This window comes from Mastigocoleus sp. MO_188.B34, from assembly GCF_030065675.1.
Taxonomy (GTDB): Bacteria; Cyanobacteriota; Cyanobacteriia; order Cyanobacteriales; family Nostocaceae; genus Mastigocoleus.
The window spans coordinates 1-20,163 of the sequence record NZ_JASJDK010000114.1 but is presented as its reverse complement, the minus strand read 5'-3'; the positions used below and the strand labels follow the sequence as shown (position 1 = coordinate 20,163).

14 protein-coding genes are annotated in these 20,163 nt (G+C 35.5%); 4 read left to right on the top strand and 10 right to left on the bottom strand.

Annotated elements, in window-relative coordinates; all coding sequences use genetic code 11:
* Positions 1 to 16: 16 nt before the first annotated feature.
* Entirely contained in the window at positions 17 to 139 is a 123-nt protein-coding gene (locus tag QNJ50_RS22165; RefSeq protein WP_300639583.1) for a hypothetical protein, read from the bottom strand.
* 467 nt (positions 140 to 606) lie between these two features.
* Here QNJ50_RS22165 and QNJ50_RS22160 point away from each other — a divergent pair, with 467 nt between their 5' ends.
* The gene (locus QNJ50_RS22160) at positions 607 to 1,194 is read left to right on the top strand and encodes a hypothetical protein (RefSeq protein WP_300639580.1); all 588 of its coding nucleotides are present in this window, start codon (positions 607 to 609) and stop codon (positions 1,192 to 1,194) included.
* A gap of 252 nt (positions 1,195 to 1,446) precedes the next feature.
* Here QNJ50_RS22160 and QNJ50_RS22155 read toward each other — a convergent pair whose 3' ends face one another.
* The 4 genes from QNJ50_RS22155 to QNJ50_RS22140 all read right to left on the bottom strand — a co-directional run bounded on the left by QNJ50_RS22155 (position 1,447) and on the right by QNJ50_RS22140 (position 8,594).
* Positions 1,447 to 2,526 (bottom strand): pentapeptide repeat-containing protein, encoded by a 1,080-nt coding sequence (locus QNJ50_RS22155; protein ID WP_300639577.1) that lies wholly within the window; start codon positions 2,524 to 2,526, stop codon positions 1,447 to 1,449.
* A gap of 324 nt (positions 2,527 to 2,850) precedes the next feature.
* A complete protein-coding gene (locus tag QNJ50_RS22150) occupies positions 2,851 to 4,059 on the bottom strand; it encodes a caspase family protein (RefSeq protein WP_300639574.1) in 1,209 nt (402 codons plus the stop codon).
* Positions 4,060 to 4,108: 49 nt separating this feature from the next.
* Positions 4,109 to 6,895: a GAF domain-containing protein gene (locus QNJ50_RS22145; RefSeq protein ID WP_300639571.1), complete on the bottom strand. Its 2,787-nt coding sequence runs from the start codon at positions 6,893 to 6,895 to the stop codon at positions 4,109 to 4,111.
* 463 nt (positions 6,896 to 7,358) lie between these two features.
* Positions 7,359 to 8,594, bottom strand: a complete 1,236-nt coding sequence (locus QNJ50_RS22140; protein WP_300639568.1) for an LL-diaminopimelate aminotransferase — start codon at positions 8,592 to 8,594, stop codon at positions 7,359 to 7,361.
* 319 nt (positions 8,595 to 8,913) lie between these two features.
* On the opposite strand from QNJ50_RS22140, the gene QNJ50_RS22135 reads away from it, so the two are divergent.
* Genes QNJ50_RS22135 through QNJ50_RS22125 form a run of 3 tightly spaced genes read left to right on the top strand, consistent with a single transcriptional unit; the run spans position 8,914 to position 11,631 of the window.
* On the top strand, positions 8,914 to 9,459 hold the full coding sequence (locus tag QNJ50_RS22135) for a hypothetical protein (protein WP_300639565.1): 546 nt from the start codon (positions 8,914 to 8,916) through the stop codon (positions 9,457 to 9,459).
* Entirely contained in the window at positions 9,446 to 10,207 is a 762-nt protein-coding gene (locus tag QNJ50_RS22130) for an energy-coupling factor transporter transmembrane protein EcfT (protein ID WP_300639562.1), read from the top strand. Before QNJ50_RS22135 ends, QNJ50_RS22130 begins: the two co-directional genes overlap by 14 nt.
* The gene (locus QNJ50_RS22125) at positions 10,177 to 11,631 is read left to right on the top strand and encodes an ABC transporter ATP-binding protein (RefSeq protein ID WP_300639559.1); all 1,455 of its coding nucleotides are present in this window, start codon (positions 10,177 to 10,179) and stop codon (positions 11,629 to 11,631) included. The genes QNJ50_RS22130 and QNJ50_RS22125 overlap by 31 nt, the downstream gene beginning before the upstream one ends.
* Before the next feature lie 27 nt (positions 11,632 to 11,658).
* Here the strand turns inward: QNJ50_RS22125 and QNJ50_RS22120 are convergent, their stop codons facing one another.
* The 5 genes from QNJ50_RS22120 to QNJ50_RS22100 all read right to left on the bottom strand — a co-directional run bounded on the left by QNJ50_RS22120 (position 11,659) and on the right by QNJ50_RS22100 (position 19,380).
* Positions 11,659 to 13,158: an HlyD family efflux transporter periplasmic adaptor subunit gene (locus tag QNJ50_RS22120; protein ID WP_300639556.1), complete on the bottom strand. Its 1,500-nt coding sequence runs from the start codon at positions 13,156 to 13,158 to the stop codon at positions 11,659 to 11,661.
* A 108-nt stretch (positions 13,159 to 13,266) separates the two neighbouring features.
* Complete coding sequence (locus tag QNJ50_RS22115) at positions 13,267 to 13,887, bottom strand: protease complex subunit PrcB family protein (RefSeq protein ID WP_300639551.1); 621 nt, start codon at positions 13,885 to 13,887, stop codon at positions 13,267 to 13,269.
* A gap of 107 nt (positions 13,888 to 13,994) precedes the next feature.
* Complete coding sequence (locus QNJ50_RS22110) at positions 13,995 to 15,827, bottom strand: S8 family serine peptidase (protein WP_300639548.1); 1,833 nt, start codon at positions 15,825 to 15,827, stop codon at positions 13,995 to 13,997.
* A 257-nt stretch (positions 15,828 to 16,084) separates the two neighbouring features.
* Positions 16,085 to 18,670, bottom strand: a complete 2,586-nt coding sequence (locus QNJ50_RS22105; RefSeq protein ID WP_300639545.1) for a peptidase domain-containing ABC transporter — start codon at positions 18,668 to 18,670, stop codon at positions 16,085 to 16,087.
* Complete coding sequence (locus QNJ50_RS22100; protein WP_300639543.1) at positions 18,622 to 19,380, bottom strand: peptidylprolyl isomerase; 759 nt, start codon at positions 19,378 to 19,380, stop codon at positions 18,622 to 18,624. Before QNJ50_RS22100 ends, QNJ50_RS22105 begins: the two co-directional genes overlap by 49 nt.
* Between the last annotated feature and the right edge of the window lie 783 nt (positions 19,381 to 20,163).

Below are 20,163 nucleotides of genomic sequence, written 5' to 3'. Positions count from 1 at the left end.
AGAGACGTAGCAGAGGCTACGCCGACGCCAAAGGCTCTGCTACGTCTCTACATTCTTTTCCGGAGATGTCTAATATAAGTCCCACAAGCTTTTTAGCATCTGCTGTGGGAAATTTATTCTGCAATCCTGCTAAATCCATTAGGATTATTCATACTTCAGTTAGATGCTTAATTATACTAAGTACTTTATTTTATTTATCTTTATAAATATATATGCAAAAACATCAACTAAACAAATAAATTATTTTATGAGAAACTTTTCATTTTTTTTTAATAGAAACTTCATTCGCAACCTTTAAATTAAATAATGTAAAGCGGAAGATAAAAGGAGTTTCTAAAAAAAGAGTGTGTTGATTCAAAGTATTTAGTAATGTAAATCATTAAATTATCTTATTAAGAAGAATGCTTCAAAATCCGGAATGATAAAAATGAAAAGGTAGAAAAATATATCATTGATAATTTGATTTCTACCAAATCAATATGAATTAATTATTGATTGAGAACCAAAATTTAGGCTTCATGAATTAAGCGAAGAAAAAAAGCCAAATTGTAGATGTATTTACCCAAATTTTAGAATAATCAACTTGATTAAGAGGTTATCATGGCTATGAATAATATCAAATATGAATCCCCCGAAGTACATATGGATGTATTCGACGTTGCAAAGTTATCCAAAGGCTCTAAGTTAACCGCTTCCCAAGTAGATCCTTCTTTTGAAGAGAGTCTAGAAGAGTTAAAGGATGGTGAAATTCTCGAAGCTCTAGGAGAGCTTGAGATAATTGAATCAGCTACTGCTGGACTAATTGGAGCTGGTATATCTTTTGCAATATACAAAGCCGTTAAGGAACTTCTGCATCTTGAAGGAGCGCGACGTCGTGGTGATATTAAAAATAGTGAGATCATTGAAAGAGTGAGCAAAATTGCTTGGGACGCTGGCAAAAAAGGTGTAGCTGTTGGAGCTGTTCTGGTAATAGCTGTAATGATTTTTGGTAGTTCTATTCTTGTCCCTCTAAGTATTCTTTCTCCCTTCATTGGTATTCAAATGGCAGCAAGTTTATGGCAAGCTTTTTGGCAAGGGCTTGATGAGACACAAAAACAAGAACTCAGAAGTGCTGCAGATGAAATTGGGGGTAAAATTAAAAACTTTTTTGCAGAACTTGATTCCCCAGAAGAAAACCACTCAAAAGCTTTATAATATATCAATTAATTATTTTATATATAGACATTTTTTATCAAAAATATTGCTGGATAAATAGCAAAAATATATTAAAGACGTAGCATGCTACGTCTTTTTAAATATAAACAGTTTACTATGAACTGGTAATTATATACTTGTACTAATAATTTAAATAATTGCTATGTATATGCTCTGAATAATTGTCCTTTTATTCAATGTTGCATATAAACACATTTTCTTTCTATCTGATTGATTTATAAATTTATTTTTTTAGTTTCCTGGTGGTAAGCCGAGTTTTTTACGAAATTGGGGACTGTATACTGCTTTTTCCCAGTTATTGGCTTCTTTGATTTGTTCTGTTGTTATATTTTCGGCTGTACCGTAAATGTAATGCTCGAACTTGGTACCACTAAGATTAGCACTACTGAGATTTGCACCATTGAGATTGGTACCACTCAGATAAGTCTCACTGAGGTTAGCACCACTGAGATCGACACGACTCAGATTAGCACCAATCAAGTAAGTATGATTGAGGTTAGCACCACTGAGATTAACTCCCATGAGGTTAGCACCTCTGAGATTGGCATTGCTGAGATTAGCATTACTGAGATTGACTCCATTTAAGTTGGTATCATAGAGATAAGCATGACTCAGATTCGTACTAATGAGATTGGCTCCACTTAGGTTTGCGCCATTAAAGTTGACATTGCTGAGATTAGCGTTGGTGAGATTTGCATTAATGAGGTTGGCTTCACTAAGATTTGTACCTCTAAGATCGGCATTACTGAGATCTACGTTGCTTAAATCTAATTTCAATTTCGCTATAAATCCTGCATCAATCAAAAACCGAATAATATTTCCTTTTCGTTCTCCATCTTTATCAAGTCTTCGCAGTACTGATAATGTTCTTGTACGTGCCACATCTAATGCTACATCTCGTAAAGGGTCATCAATAGATAAAGTTTTGACATTTTTATCAATTAATAACTCTGATATCCTATCAATATAAGCCTGCAAAACTTCTTCATTCAAGATATTAGTTGTTCTTTCTTTTTCAAATTTAGTTCTTTCTTCTGACTTTATTTGTTCGTTACGTTGAAATTCATAGGTCAAAAATACAACGAAAATTGGAATTGCAAGATTACTAAGTAGTTCTAGCCAATCCCAAAGTGTTTTTTCTGGTATTGTATATGTTGTTTTAGTTTCTATTAACTTAACAATTTTTTTATTTTTGGGATTTCTTACTTGTTCTTCACCCTTTGAAGTAATCTTATCTTCTCCGAAGCCGATCCACTGTACTTCAGATAATGGTCGATATGAAAAACTGATTATCGAAACTCCAATAACCATACATATGAAAAATTTTCTGTTATTTTTTAATAGCTTTAATATATTTTTTAATTCACTCATTGAATATTGCTAATTGTCAGCAATTTTTATAAAAATCTATTTTTAACAAGTAGTAAAGGATATCAAGACACATAATATTAACACGAATAATTTATTTATTTGTCTCTGAAAACCCCAATAAATACGACTACAAATCAATACAACTATATTAAGGAGTTTCAGAGAAATAAAATACAGAAGAATTTGCGACACAAATATGCAAATGATTACATAATTTGGGAAAATCCAAGAATTTGAGATAGTCTCAACTATTTAGATTTGCCTCTAATTCCCAGATATTGCAATAATAAAGTTTTCAGCATTGGACTTTATCAATGGATGCTGGGAACAGTGTTGAGGAACCTTGTCAGATATATAGTTAAAGAGTCTCATGATTGGAACTGTACCATCTGGTCTAGCTGCACTTCCACGTAAACCTTCTAGTAAGTAGTGAGTAAACAAACCATTACGCATATCTGGTAACTCCCAAGAAAATTCTTCTTCTTTACATGAAGCAATAATTATTCGTCCTTTTTCTTCAGCTAAAGCAGTTAATACTGCTTCTGATAAGCCTCCTTTAATATCTAATTTTACCTCTTGTGTTTCATTGACTAAACTATTATGGCAAGTATCTAGGAACACAACTATGTGATGAGCAGGAATGGAGCGTAAAATCGTTATAAACTCTTTACTGGAAATACAGCTATTTTCCAAGTCCTTTAAATTTGCTTCTACAGGACATAAATACTCACCAGTTTGAGATTTAGCAGTTTGTTGGATTCCATGACCAGAGAAAAAGATAATTACTGTATCATCAACTCTGGTGGAATTAGCTAACCAATTTAGTTCACTGCTGATTGCAATTTTGGTTGCTTGCTTATCTATTAATAAGTGCATATTTGCATTTTGATACCCATTCTGAGCTAAAGTATGGTACAAGTCAGAAGCATCAATCATTGTCTTGTTTAAACGATTAATATGCAAGTAGTCAGAAATTCCAATCAACAGGGCGTAGTTATTTGTAATACTCGATGCCAGAGTATTTTCTACTGAATCAACCTGAGAATCTATATTGTTTTTATTACTGTTTCCCTGTTTTAAAATTATTTGTACGCTTTCAATAAAAGCCTTATCTTGGGAAACGAAGTCATCTTTAGAAAAACAATCATATACCTTATATTCTTTAAGAAAATTCCGAACATCGGAGACCGTTATTTCTCCACTGACCACAATTGTTGGTATCTCTAATTCGTTTGCACGTTTTACCAAAAATTTCCCAAAAGTATTTTTCTGCGAACCTAGTCTAATATCCACGACTAATAAGTCCCAAGGTCCATCACTTTCAAGAGCTTTTTTGGCTTCATTGTAGGTTCCTATAATTTGAATTGGATTTTTTGGATACTCAGTACCTTTCAAGGCTACTTTTAAATAATCTTTGAGAATACCTTGCCAACTTGCTTCATCTTCAACGAGTAATATTTTAAAAGCTGTCATAAATTTGTCTAATTATTAAGTAAATTTCGATTTATTACGAAGTTTGACATTATAGTTCTTGTGTTTGAATGGCTGGAAGCAGCACAGTGAATTTTGTTTCTTGGTTTGGAACACTACTCACATTTAACTTTCCACCAATTCTCTCTACGTAACTTCGCGTTAACCATAAACCTTCTCCATCATGTTCTGGCTTAGTAGTGTAATTTATTTCAAATATTTGACTTTGATTCTCTAGGGAAATACCTATTCCGGTATCAATAACTTGTACTACAATCCATGTTTGTTTTTCCTGTTCTAATACTGTTGCATTAATAGATAATTCACCCCCATTGGGCATTGCGTCAATTGCATTTTTGATCAAGTTGTAAAAAACATCCACTAACTGTACTTCAGTTCCCATTACTTCAGGCAAATTACTAGGTATATTTAATTCTTGATTGATATTTGATGGTATGCTAACTCGATTATGCGCTGTGATAATTATCTGACACACATTAATAGGTGTAAACTTATCCAACAACCAACGTCTGATACGATTTCTATCTTCTAAAGCTTTAGTCACTTCAGAGCGAATCTTCCTGGCAAAATCTTGACTATATTGTTCGCCTCCATCAATAATTTTCTGTGCCCATACTTGAATTGCTCCCAAATGATTATTTATTCGGTGAAGAGTTGACCGAGCAATGAGATTAAGAGTTTCCATTCTCTCAATCGCAATTTGTTGTTCGTTATTCTTGACATTCTTAAGAGCAATTACCACCTGGTTTGCAAGGGCTTCTAACCTTCGCTGGTCTCTTTTATCGAAGGCGTTAACACGAGTACTTTCTACATTCAATACACCCAATAAACCACTGTCTTTATCCAAAAGCGGTACGCACAATTCAGAACTAGTATTTTGAAAAAAGCGTTTATATAGGGGTTCAAGCTGAACATCCGGTACTAATTTTGATTGTCGATAGTTAGCGACCCATCCAGTGATTCCTTCACCACCATCTTTGATGCTGAGACGATTCCATTGCTTATCAATTGGTGTATTGGAGGGGTATCTCGCCTCCATTACAAGTTCTTGAGTGCTTAAATCAAGCAAACGAATTTCTCCAAACTCAGCTGCTGTAACCTGAGCAACTTTTTGAGCAATCCGCATCAAAAGTTCTTTTTGGTCTAGGGTTGCAATAATTTCTCGGTCAACTTCCTTAAGAACTTCTAACCATCGTTGATTCTTGATCGCGATCGCTGCAGAAGAAGCTAATATATCAATTATTTGCTTTTCTTGTTTAGAAAATACATGATCATGTCGATAGTTGATAAACAAAACACCAATTACTTCCTGACCAACTCGTAGTAAAATCCCAGCTGTAGACTTTATTTTTTCTTCCTTGATAAAGTTTGATTTTTTAAATGAATGAAAAAATGGTTCTTCAAGAATTTGTGTTGCATAAATGTTCTCATTCCGTTTGACTAATCGAAAAGGAATACTTTGTTCAGTGATTTCCTTATACTTTTTTTGAATTTTAAGTCGTCCTGCGGTCGCAGGTAGTGCCATAAATTCTCTATCGGACTCAATATATTCAAAAATTGTGACAATATCTGCACCTAGAATATTTAACATATTCCAAGCAATATGATTTAGTAGATTACCATCTTCAGGTGTTTTTGCAAGAGATTCAACAACTGAGTTTAGAATTTTCAGTTGTCGAGTTTGCCTTTGCATCTTTTTATAAGTCATTAAGTTTAAAAGGGCATAAGCTAAACTATTTGCAAAGTATTGCCCTTGAGAAATTTCTTTATGAGTAAACTGATGTTTATTCTTGAAAAATATGTAAAGAACACCTGTTAAAGACTTATGTTCTGAATGATTTTTTAAATTGTTAATCAGTAAAGGAAATGCAGCCATTGCCCTGATTCCTTCTTTAAAAGCTTTTGGGTTAAAGGCTTCCAAACTTATATGATTTTCACCTTTGTTAGGAATAAATTTTGCTTGTTGTTCACGAATGGAAATTTCCCCTAATCCGTCTTTACGAGGTGGACATATTTTTAAGAGACGTTTACCTAGTTGACCCGAACAAGCTTCATAAATATAGTTTCCTTGTAGTTCATCTTGTAAAAAATATAAAGTTATTGAGTTTGCTTTTAGGCTTTCTCTAACTTTTTCTGCTATAACTTCCAAGCCATATGATAATAATAATTTATTAATTTCTAAAGCCGATTTAGATACTAATTGGTATAAACTAACTGCTTTTTCAACTTCAATATGCACATTTCTATTTTGGTATCCGGCTTCCACTGTACCGATGATATTACATTTTGAATTAGATATTTTAGAATTAATTTTTATAACTTTGTTGTATCCATTTTGCTTTTTGATATCTGATTCAACTTGCCCATGAATAGATTCAAACCAATTATCATTAAGTGTCCCATCTTTATTTTTAATAGTAATAATTGGTGTGAATACTCGAACTAAATTTTCATGCTTATATTCTTTATACATCCATTTATTAAATCGCTCGTCCCATCCAGAAATAATTTCAGTACGACCAGTTTGAGCAATATCAGCATTAATATCACGTAAATCGGAATCTGGTTCCATATAATGTTTGGCTCTTCCTAACCAAGAAGCTGCAATTCCATTTCCATAAACTGTCTCGATAAAATTATCTTCTGGACTGATTATTTGAATTGCTACGTAATCAAAGCCCAGTTTCGACTGAATTTCACAGCAAATTCTTTCAAATATATCCTCTTGATGTAAAAATTCAGCAGTTAATTCTTGATTTTGTGTCTCAGATAATTCACCAATAATCGTTTGTATCCACCAAGGCGTGTTAATAGTCATAAAATGTTTTATGTAATACTAATTATTGAACGTTGCTAATCAAAGGTAATAGAAAACTGGGATAAAAAATCTATCTACTAACTGCATATTCTTGAAGTTTACCCACCGATGATGTCATTACTGCAACGTTACAGCATTACAAAAAATATTATTTGTACTTATGTAGTCGTTTATCAGATAATTTTTGCATTTGCTTGGAGACTTGCACTTATCCGAAGAATATCAGCACATTCGATTATGTAGCGGATTGCAAGTAATTGAAGTACACCCAATAAAAGGGGGACAAAAGTCCCCCACCCCACCCAATCTATTGGACGCACTGCGTGAACTTTGAGACAACAAACACTATGACTAACGTCACGCGACAAAACAAAATTAATGTGACGAAATATAAAAATGCGTAGTAACTTTCACCAACACTATCTTCTTGGGTGTCAAATTCTTTTAGCAGTGATATACCAATCTAAATTTTGAAATTTTCAGTAATACGTTTCATTGCTTCTTCCACATTTTCCCGACTATTAAAAGCAGAAATTCGGAAGTAACCTTCACCTGCTGCTCCAAAACCGGAACCAGGAGTTCCCACCACATTAGTGTTATGAAGTAACTTATCAAAGAAATCCCAGCTTGATAAATTATTGGGAGTTTTAACCCAGACGTAAGGTGCATTTACACCACCATATACCTTCAACCCAGCTGCGGTGAGCTTATCACAAATTATTTTGGCGTTTTCCAAATAAAAGTTAATTAGTTGTTTGATTTGTGATTTACCTTCTTCAGAATAAGCAGCTTCTGCACCGCGCTGAACAATGTAAGAAACACCATTGAATTTAGTTGATTGACGGCGATTCCACAGTTTCCAGACTTCAACATCTGAGCCATCAGATGCTTTTCCTTTTAAAGTTTTTGGTACAACAGTAAAGGCGCAACGAGTACCTGTAAACCCAGCACTCTTAGAGAAAGAACGAAATTCGATCGCACAATCCCTTGCTCCTTCAATTTCATAAATGGAGTGAGGTAAAGTAGGATCGGTAATGTAACCTTCGTATGCAGAATCAAAGAAAATTATTGTACCGTTAGCTTTGGCATAGTCAACCCACTTTTTCAAATATTCCTTGGTAGCAGTAGCACCTGTAGGGTTGTTAGGGAAACAGAGATAAACTAAATCAACTTTTTCTGAGGGGATCTCTGCAGTAAATTGATTTTCAGCTGTGATGGGTAAATATACTAAACCTTCATACTCACCATTATTTTTTGCATCTCCGGTATTTCCCGCCATCACGTTAGTATCTACATAAACTGGATAAACGGGGTCTGTGACAGCTATTGTATTATCGTGACCAAAAATATCCAGGATGTTACCAGTATCACATTTAGAGCCATCTGAAATAAAAATTTCTGAGGCATCAATCTCACAACCTCGTGACTGAAAGTCTTGTATGGCAATCTTTTCGCGTAACCAAGGATAACCTTGTTCTGGTCCATAACCTTTAAATGTGGCGCGAGCGCCCATTTCTTCGACAGCTTTAATAATTGCTTTGCAGCAGGCTTCAGGTAAAGGTTCGGTAACATCACCAATACCCAGTTTAATAATTTGAGCTTCTGGATTTCCCTCCGCGAAGGTATTCACTCGACGAGCAATTTCGGGGAATAGATAGCCGGCTTTAAGTTTCAGGTAATTATCGTTAATTGTTGCCATAATAAATAATATGCTACGAGCGCCACAAAACAGCTTAGTACCAAAGTTTATATGATATCTGGTAAATTACCTTTAAAACTAAAAAACCCCACACCCGATTGTAAGTAAGTGGGAGCGGGAAACAGAAAAGCAAGATTTTTATCGATTATTAACTAATTGCAAATATCCTTCCAAATCTTTAACGCGCTGTTTGGTAACGTCACCTAAATTTTGATTTTGTTTTTCGTGTGATTGTAATTTTTAATAGTATTGAGCATGATTAACTTATGCGATGCATAAGAGTTAAGTTTTTACACAAATAAAATTCTATTAAAGAAAAATGCAAGATTCTACCTGGCGTTTAAAAGACTATGTTTTTGCCGCTTTTATGACTATTGGGATGGTAATTGCTGTACTAATAGTTGGTCCTTTAGCGGCTTTTTTCCCCGGACTTCAACTTGTAGCTTGGGGACCTTTTGGTGGGATTTTTATGACCATCGGTATGGCGAGGTTACAACGTAAAGGTAGTGTCGCCTTAATGATTGTGCCTTTAGCTTTGTTGTTGGGAGCGATTTCTCCTGTAATCACCCTTTACTTGACTGCTACTAGCCTCTTGACCGAATTGATAATCTTTTTCCGAGGGAATTATCACAGTAAAGGTAACCGCTTACTTGGTAATATTGTATTCTTCGGTAGTGCTGCTCCTCTAGGTCTGTTAATTGCAGCTTACGTAGTAGGGGGTAAGTTTGCCCAACTTTTAACTCAACCTTGGATTTTTGTGGTTATGGGGATAGCTTCCTGTGCTACCGGTGCAATTGGTTGGTGGTTAGGAGAACTAGTAATTAAGCAACTTAAGCGAGCTGGGAAATTAGATGCTGACCTCTAGATTTAATAAACGACAACCAAATCATAAATTTGATAAACAAAAACCAAATCAGCAAAAATATACTTTTATTTCCCAAGTTAACCCTTTGATCAAAATAGTTACTTGTATAGTCTTAATTGGTTTTGCATTTTTGTTGCAAAATATCTATTCTGTAGGTTCACTGGTAGGAATATTATTAATTTTGCTGTTTACCCAAGTCACCATTCAAACTGCAACTTTAATAAGAGTTTCCCTGGTAATAACATTATTTGTTGGACTTTCTACCTGGTTATTGGGAGATTTGGAAAAATCACTTTTTAGCGCCCTACGCTTATTAGCGATCGCCATACCTGCACCCTTACTTGCTGGTACAACTCCCCCAGCAGATTTAATCAGAACTTTACAAGTAGTACGTTTACCAAGTTTTTTGACGCTGAGTTTAATGTTGATTTGGCGCTTTTTACCAATTATCCAGCAAGAAACCCAACGAATTATTGATGCAAATCGATTACGAGGGATCAACTTAAGTCTTCAACCACAACATTGGTTTAGTGGTTTGTTTATTCCCTTAGTTTTTCAAATAGTTGCCTATGCCGATGATGTTACCATTGGCTTACAAACCAGAGGTTATGACCCTGCACTTCCCAGAAGTAACTCTAAACCACTAACCTGGAAAATTAAAGATTTAGTTTTTGGTTTGGGTCTGGTACTAATACTGTTAGGGGTAGGTTATATCGAATGGGGAATGCAAGCAAACATAGTCAAATAGATCCGCAACTGGAAGTAGTTGACCTTTCCTTTACCCATATAGGAAAGTCAAAACCAACTATTGCAGATATTAATTTGACGGTATATCCCGGAGAAGTTGTTTTAATTGCTGGAGCAACTGGTAGCGGTAAAAGTACTTTGCTTAATTGCATTGCAGGAATCTCACCCGAACATGTTGGCGGAAAATTAAACGGTCAAATACTTTACCAAGGAAATGAGATAAATCAGCAATCTATTAGAGAGCGATCGCAAAATTTTTGTATTCTATTGCAAAATGTAGAAACCCAAATTTTTACCGATAGAGTTTGGGAAGAATTGGTTTTTGGCTTGGAAAATTGGAATGTGGACACCAAAGAAATTCCTCTATTAGCAGAGACTTCCTTACAAGAGTTTGGATTAGACCTTCAACGAAATTGGCATATTAACCAACTTTCTGCTGGACAGAAACAACGTCTCTTGTTGGGATGTATGTTAGCAACTGGTCAACCTGTATTACTCTTGGATGAGCCCTTTGCGTTTCTTGATACTAAGGGGGTAAAGTTATTGACGCAAATATTACACTCCCGTAGAGAGCGAGGACAATCTGTAATTTTAATTGAACATCGCTTTGATGCGGTAAAAGAAATTTGCGATCGTATTTTTCGTTTCCAAGATGGTAAACTTTCTGAGTGGGATATTCTCGGCGTTGCTGATTGGGAGGATGAAAATCGTTTATCATCCAATCAAAATTCTTTTAGAGATCGGTCAGACCATGTCTCAACGGATTTGATAACTCATACTTCCTCAGTTCCCAACAATCTTCAACAGACTTCCAACGTCATTGTGCTACAAACCCAAAATCTTAGTTGGGGAGGGTATCCTGCTTACCCAAATTTACAAGTGAATAGTGGCGAGACTGTATTACTTAAAGGTGATAATGGTTGTGGTAAAACAACTTTACTCAAACTTTTAAGTGGCTTGCTTAAACCTGCTACAGGTAAGTTAGAAATTCTCGGTCGAGACGTTACCAAGCGCAGTGTTGTCCAAATCGCGAAAAATGTCGGTTTTGTACTGCAAAATCCCAACCACCAACTCTTTGCTGATAGTGTCCAGTCAGAAATTTTTCAGCCAGGTGTGACTCCAGAAGTTGCAAGTTTGTTAATTGAAAAATTAAATTTAAGTTCATTGATTGAGCAACATCCCCATTCCCTTTCTCAGGGACAGAAACGCAGATTAGCATTGGGAGCTGTTTTAGCAAGAAAACCGCAGATTTGTTTGCTCGATGAAATTATGGTGGGACAAGATCCCAAGTCTTTGGCGTTGATGTTGGATGTCTTGAAGGAGTTTACCTGTAACGGAGGTACTTTAATATTTACTTCTCACGATCCTTCTGTTGTGGAGATGCTTAAGGCGAGAGTTGTGCTTGTATCAAATTTACAACCTTAAGTATAGCAATATTAAAGGAAATTGGTATTACCTTGCTGAAAATGCTTCATCAAATCTACGAATAATTGGTTCAATAAAAAACATCAATATTGACTTTTGCCGAGTGACAATTTCTGCAGTTGCAGTCATTCCCGGGGTAAAGTCAGATTTATTATCTCTTACCTTCATTGAATGTCGTGCAAGTTTAATTCGTGCTAAGAAAACCGATCCTAATTTTTCATCACTGATTGCATTGGGGCTAATCTTGATTACTTTGCCATCGATAGTACCAAATTCCTGAAAGGGAAAGGTAGCTATTTTTACTTTTACATCCATTCCTTCTTTGATAAAGCCAATATCGCGATTGAGGACTTTTGTTTCCAAGACTAATTTATTATCAGGAGAAACAATAGATAATAATTCTTCCCCTGGTTGTACGGGTCCAAGAGTTGCTTTGAGGTTATAAACTATTCCTTGTGTTGGAGCTTTAATTGTTTCGTCCCTACGCCTAGTTTTGACCTTAGTTAATTCACCTTGAATATTAGTTAGTTCTTCTCTACGTCTGTTGATTTGGGTCAAAATTTCACTGGTACGCTCAGAATCCAGACGTTTTGCTTGATTGAGGGCAACAGTATATGCTTGTTGTGCTTGAAGAATCTCTTGCTCTTGTACCGCAATGTCTCTTACCAAAGAAGTAATTTTATCCTGAGCATCTGTAATGCGATCGCGTGCTTGGGTAATTTGATCGGTGACTCTAGTAACATCAGCAGCTGTACTAGTAACTCTCTCTTGGGATTCAATATAGTCCATGCGAGCAACAGCACCACTGCTTGCTAAAGAAGCAAAAGACTGCTCTCTTTTACGAGCTAAATTAAGTCTTTTCTGGCTTTGTTGCAAAAGTTTTTGTGCGTTAATAGAACTAGTTTGTGCATAGCTAAGATTAGTTTTGGCATTCGAGAGGTTTTGCTTCAAACCAATTAAACGCTGTTGAGACGCATTTTTGATTGCTAGTTGACGCTTGGATTCTGCGACTGCTGCTGCGCGACGATTTTTAAAGTCTTCTAGACGCGATCGCAATAATTGGTCTTGTAAACCTACTCCAGTTGAACCTTTACCTGCATGTTCGGCTTCCAGACGAGCTAAGTCTTGTTTGATCAATTTTGCAGAGTTTTCTAGACGGTTAATTTCTGCTTCCGATAAATCTGGAGCACGTTCAATTAAAACATCTTCTTTATTTACTCTATCTCCCTCTTTAATTTTGATTTCTTTAATAACTCCTTCTCCCACCGAACGTAAAGGACGTATTTTTTCAGAAGGAATTAATTTACCCTGAGTTACTGCAACTTCATCCACTTTACAAAAATGTGCCCAGGTAAGAATACTGAATACCAATAAACTAATACTTCCTGCAAGTATACGAGTATAAAAAGGTGGCAATTTTTTAACTGCTTGTCCTAATTCGTAAGATAAGTAATCTTCATTTTGGACTAATTGTTGGCGAATTTGACGAGTTTTTATTACTGAGGGTGTAATATGTGAATTTTGCATAGGAAATTCCTGCTCCTTGAAAATTAGGAGAACTTAATCATAAATATGTTTGAAATTGAAGTTTAGATAATTTATGTATGGAAACAAATTCCCGGTGGAAAATTGTAGTTAATTAGAACAAGAATAAATCATCTTTTTCCCTTGTAAATCAATAGAGTAAATATCTGATTTATCTGTGGAGATAAAAATGTTGGGAGTTGTTGGTTTTTGAGTTAGAATGCAACTCTCATCGGGTCTGATTTCGGTATAGTGAATTATCCAGCGTCTACCCTGTTTTTCTTGAAATGACTCAATTTTATTGATACGAATTTTATAACCTCCTGTAGTTTTAGAACCAGAAGTTAATCCAATAATCATCTTTTCCTCAAAATTGAATTTGGGAACGGGAGGTTTTTGCAAATTCAAATCTAAAATTGAAATTGTGTTCCAAAATTTACTCCATGTCTTCTTATCTCGAAATACAAGCACTTTGGGATCAGGTTCAAAATTTTCTTCTAAAGGGCTATATCCAAAATTAATCACTTTAAATTTAATCAGATTACTCACATTACCACCTTGTGAAGGATGAGTCGAATTTGAAAATTTTGAAAATAATTTAGGCGAGTTTTCTGCTTGGGTTGGATATGAGCAACTAGTCAAAGTCAATACTGCCAATCCTAGAATTAAATAATGGATCAGCGGCTTTTTCCAAATTAAGCTGCCTAAAATTTTTGTCCAGTAAGTCGTCATGAGAACTATCTCAGTTTTTTTTGATGAATAATTTGTAAGAGCAGTTTTGAAAAATTTCTTGAGGAGCTTTTCAAAACTGCTTTTATCCTATTTCAAGGTTGTAGAAATTATGCGGCACCTCTTGCTAATGCCATAGCCCGTCGAACAGCAGCATCAGCATTAACAAATCCATGACCATAAACTCTGTCATAGCCTCTTGTACCAAGGTCGTATGCTGTTTGTGACATAATCGACTTAATTTGGGTGGCGCTCAATCGACTATTTACACTCCAAACTAATGAAGCAACTCCTGTAACATGGGGTGTTGCTGCGGAAGTTCCATTAAAGCGAGTAGCATAACCGAAACCAACATTTCCTGATGAGTTGCGCCTCGCGTTAGTAGTATAAACTTCAGAAGGAGCCATCAGGGTTAATCCATCTCCATAGTTAGAACCCCACGATCCTGGGTAAGAAATGCGAGTACCAGGTGTCCTCAATTTACCACGTGTATCGCGAGTTCCCCAGGAAGCACCTACAGAAATAACATTACTGTACCGACTTGCAAGACGTGCGGGATATGAAATACTATTACGATTATCGTTACCAGATGCTATTACAAAGAGGGCATTCTTTTGATTTCGGGCAATCAATTTTTCAAATGCACTACTGGTACTACCACCACCTAAGCTCATATTGATGACAAGGCGCTGTCCATTTCGATTAGCCTCATTAATCATATTTTGAGTAGCTTTTGCTTTAGATTGGTCGTTTTTATTACCATCGAGAACATCAATATGGAAAACTCGAGAATTCCAGTTGATTCCACTCATACCCCGTCTATTATTAGTTGCAGCCGCAATTATCCCTTGAACAGCTGTTCCATGAGAAGTAAATTTTCTTCCATAATTCTTACCCCTAATTTCACGGAAAAATTCATCTTGATAGTTATTCCTATAAATTGTAGTTTTACGTAAATCCGAGTGGATGAAACCCCGACTATTAGTTCCTAGTCCTGTATCTTGTACACCAACCAATACTCCTGATGACCCTTTGGTGAAACGCCACGCATTGTGAACCCCCATCATGTGTAAATTCCATTGCTTCTTGAACAAAGGATCGTTAGGTTTGACTGACAAGTTAATAGTGCGATCGCTAAAGCGAATGGTTTCGATTCCCTCGAATAATATTTTTTTGCCGTTACTCAGTGTCATAGCATCAAATACACGACTACCTTTACCAGAGTTATAAAGGACGCCACCTCCACGAGTGTTTGCAAAATTGAACTTTACACTTTTAGAGGAAATCCTAGAGAGATTGAGAATATCTCGCTTACCACTGCCATAATCGACATTACCGTTCCCAGAGAAAATCATCTTGTCGTAACGAGAATCCAGTGAGAAAGTATTAGCTCTTAAATTTCCAGCAATATACTTACTCAAATTGAGTTTAGTTGTAAGTTTATAATTTGTACCATTACCAGAATACTTATAAACCAAGGCGTAGTAATCACCCTTAGAAAGTGAGCGGCGAATAAACTCAGCATTATTACCACCTTTGTTGGACCAAGAAATTAGTCTTTGAGAACTGTCATATATTGCTAAACCTGCATTTCTACTCAAGCCAGAAAGACTCAAAGTAACATCGCGGTTACTATTTAACCTAAATTTGTAAAAGTCATGCTCGTCTTTACCATAAGAGGCTTGACCACCTATTCTACCTCTGTTGGTGATTGTGTTTGTTAACTTACCAATGTAAGTGGCTCTAGAAAAAGTTCCGTTAGGATCTGTAGCAGAAGAAGTTTTACTAGTAGCACTAGAACTACTCTGACTTCTGAATTTAGAGAGAGAGTAATTATTTAAGTCATGAGAACCAAGAGAGTTGTCTAATACTTGAAAATTTCCAGTTGTATCTAAGCTGGTAGTTGTACCATTAGTATTTTTTGTTTTGTCATTAATTAGCATAAATGTGAATAGCTGATTGTTTACTCTATTTATTAATAGGAAAATATCATTGTGAGATTATGCAGATAATTGGTCAATATAGTTTTTTTATGAAAAAAATAATTTTTTGATAATTAAAACTAGTTTAAATATGATTGAATTAAGGATTCAAACTAATAGTAAAAAATAAATACGAAACTATCTAGTCCTTAAATCATCAACATCCAAAGTTAAGGACTAGAATAAAATTTATTTTTAGCTTTTTTAGCTATATAAAATTATATAGAAGATTTTTGACGCTGGTATAATGACCAATATAATCCCTGTTGTTTGATTAATTCTGCATGGCTTCCTTGTTCAATTAATACACCTTTATCCAAAACCAGAATTAAATCTGCTTGCTTGAGAGGTTCAAACCTATGAGCAATCATAAATACTGTACGATTCCGAGCTACTTCTTTAATATTTTTCAGCACTATTTGTTCTGTTTCACTATCTAAAGCACTTGTTGCTTCATCTAAAATCAAAATCGGTGCTTGGGAAAGAAATAAACGTGCTAAAGCGACTCTTTGTCTTTGTCCACCGGAAAGTGCTGTACCTCTTTCTCCTACATTAGTTTCATAACCTTGAGGTAATTCGCTAATAAAGTTATGTGCTGCTGCATATTTAGCTGCATTGATGACTTGTTCAGGAGTAATTTCTGGATTGCTTAAGGTGATATTTTCTAAAACAGAACTGTTAAACAGAAAATCATCTTGGAGCACTACAGAAATTTGCTGTCGTAAAGAAGCTAAATCTGCAAGTTTGACATCAAAATTATCTATTAATATACGACCAGATTCCGATTGATATAGTCCCTGTAAAAGTTTGGAAAGAGTACTTTTACCAGAACCACTACGACCAACAATTCCCACAAACATTCCCGGTTTAATATTAAAGGAAATTCCTTTAAGGATTGCTTCTTGGTCGGAACGATAACGAAAGAAAACTTTTTCAAAGGTAACTTCTCCTTCTACTGACGGTAGAGTTAAACCTGTTCCTGATTCTGCTTCTGGTGTTTCGTTTAAAATATCTCCCAAACGGTCAACGGAAAGTAAAACTTGTTGGAAATTTTGCCATAGTTGTACTAGCCGTAAAATTGGTTCTGTTACTCGCCCTGACAGCATTTGAAATGCTACTAATTCACCTACTGTTAGCTTTTGTTGAATTGCTAAATGAGCACCAAATCCTAAAATTAATAGGTAAGATAAACTCCGAAAAAAGTTACCAATATTGCTGCTGATATTGGAAGCGGTTGCAGCTTTAAAATCAGTACGCACATAACGAGCAAATAATCCTTCCCAGCGTTCTCGTGTTGTTCTTTCTGCTGCATGGGCTTTGACTGCATGAATCCCAGTTACTGTTTCTACTAAAAAAGATTGACTATCAGCACTACGGTTGAAAGATTCATTTAGCCAACGTCGTAGAATTGGTGTGGAAACTAAGATAAGAATCGCAAATAGAGGAATGACGGCTAAAGCAACCATCGTCAACTTCAAGTCATAATAGAACATTAAAGCTAGATATACGACAACGAAGATTGCATCTAAAACCACTGTCAAAGCTGTCCCTGTAAGAAACTGACGAATATTTTCCATCTCCTGGACTCTTGCAACAGTGTCTCCCACCCGACGGGCTTCAAAATAAGCCAGGGGTAGCTGCATCAGGTGTCGAAAGACTTGAGAAGATAAACTCAGATCCAAACGGCGAGCAGTGTGGGTAAAAGTGAACATCCGTAAAATACCCAGAAATGCTTCAAACAAAGCTATGCAAAACAAGGCTATCAGCATTACATCTAAAGTAGAAATGCTACCCTGAACCATTGCTTTATCGATGATTACCTGAGTCAATACTGGACTTGCTAATCCCAATAGTTGCAGTGTTAAAGATGCAAATAATACTTCTCCTAGTAAATTACGGTAGCGCCAAATAGCTGGTAAAAACCAACTCAAACCAAATTTTTCCTGTTTTTGAATTGGTTCTACTAGCCAAAGTTGTCCATCCCATGCAGATTCAATTATCGATCGGGGAATACTTTCACAAGTTTGACTGGGGTTTAGAGGGTTAGCGATAATGGCTCGATCGCCTCTGACACCATACATTACCACCCAATATTCTTGTTTCCAGTGCAATAAAGCTGGAAAGGAAAGCTGATGTAAGTCACTCCAACAAACGTGCAACCTTTGTAAACCCATCCCTAAATTTTCAGTGGCTGCTACTATATGTTTTGGTCGTTGTCCCTTTAGCTGACGTTTTACCCAATCTAGCTGTACTGGACTTTGCAGCTGTTGTGCTGCCATTGTTAAACAAGCCGCTGCGGTGTTGAGACTGGATACAAATGGATAATCCAATATCTGTTGAACTTGGGAGAGAGATTTTATTTGCGATACCCTCTTAAGGGGAGATCGCAAATCTTCCCAAAATTCATTGATGGCTGGAGAATTCGTTTCTTTCCATAGAGTCGCATCCCAGGAAATGACTACTACTTCTTTACTGGATGCAACTGCTTTGATGTTTCCAGAAAGTTCTAGTAAATCACCAAACCAGTCTCCAATTGTGAAATTAGCAAGGGATTTGTTAGTGCTTTCTTCTTTTAAACGTACCTTACCACTAAGAATCAAAAATTGTTTTCCTGGAATATTAGTAGACCAAAGCTTTTCTCCTAAATAATAGTGACTGGTCTGAGCTAGATCTTTGAATTGTGTTTGTTGTTCCGGAGAAAGTAAACACCAAGGTAAATCTTCCCAAACTATATTAAGTATTTCATTCGCTACAGCTACATTGTTAACTGCACTTCTTTTTCTTGAATCTTTTGTGTTAACCATTGTTCAAAAATCTCGTTTTTCAGGGTTTCCTTAAGTTGCTCGTCACTGAGTGATGCGCTGATACATTGTTCCATTCGGAACAAACACCAATTTTTTTCAATTTCTATTGGTCCCATTAAATCTCCAGGACTGGCTAAGTCAACAGCAGCTCTAAGTTCATCTGGTAGTTGTCCGCGACTGAGCAACCCCATCATCCCATTAAAAATCTTGTCTTCTGTAATGGAATATTCCTGAACTAACTTCTCAAAACTTGCTTCTCCTTCTTCAATTTGGGTTTTAAGTTCTTCTAGTAATTCTTGATTCTCAACAATCAAACGAGAGAGGACTACTCGATCCAGAAAAATCTTTTTTTCAATAAAAACTTCTTGTAATTTGGGTAAAGTAATTTCATCTTTTAGTCTTTCAAGTTGAAATCCCTTTTCAAATCTGTGATGAAAACTTTCATAGGTTAGATTATTACTTGTAAGCCATTGCTCAAATACTTTAGGTTCAGTTAATTGTTGTTCTAAACGAAAATTAATTATTGCTTGCTCTATGATTACTGGATTTATTTGTAGCTCTTCTCTTGACAGTAGTTCTTGTTCTAAAATATGTTGACGTAGAATTTCTCCGACAAAATTCCCCATTTCCCCTGAAGATTGTAGGTACTTGAGAGCTTGTTCAAAGGTAATTGGCTGGCTATCAACTGTAAAAAATGAGTTAGCTTGCATTGTTCATAATCCCTTAAATTGCGTGAATTTTATCTTCAGGCACAGCAAAAAGATTAACTACATATTTCTTAGGTTTATGGTTGCATAAATTTATGCAGATCTCCTTGAAGTGCATAAAACGAATTAAATAAAAACCTATAAATCAGATAGTTGAGTTATAAACTGAACATGAAGATAAATACCAATTTCACTAAATTTATACCTATAACTGCACCACCTAGGGTTCAGATACATGTTGCTAACATGGATCAAATCGAATTATTATATGTTTTAAAAATTTTTGTATAGAGAAATACCGAAAATGCACAAATGTTAAGAAAACAAAAAAAGACTACTCAAATAATTTTTTCTATTGTAACTTGTCATCACAGGTCTAAAATCAATCAGCTAGCTAGTAAATAAGTAAAGAGTAAAGTATTAAGAGTGTGATTTCAAGTATTTTTGTTGTTTATTGTTCATGTTTGCTAATTCATAACAAAATCACTAATTTTGATATATTTTATTTAGAATTTATTCCAAGCATTGACAATCAAATTAAATCTCATCGGTATTGTTTTACATCGGTAAGGTGAGCATCTCCAAACAACTCTCCAATTCCATCAATCATGGGGTTAATTTACTATGGTTGCAAAATGGCGACTTCTTCACCTAAAACAAAAGTTTTGGTTCTCAGTTCCTGTGATTACTGCTGGAGCATTGATTTATTTTGGTAATACTGTCCTCGCTCAAGTTACATCAGACCAAACTTTAGGAAAAGAAAATTCCGTTGTCACTCCTGTTAAT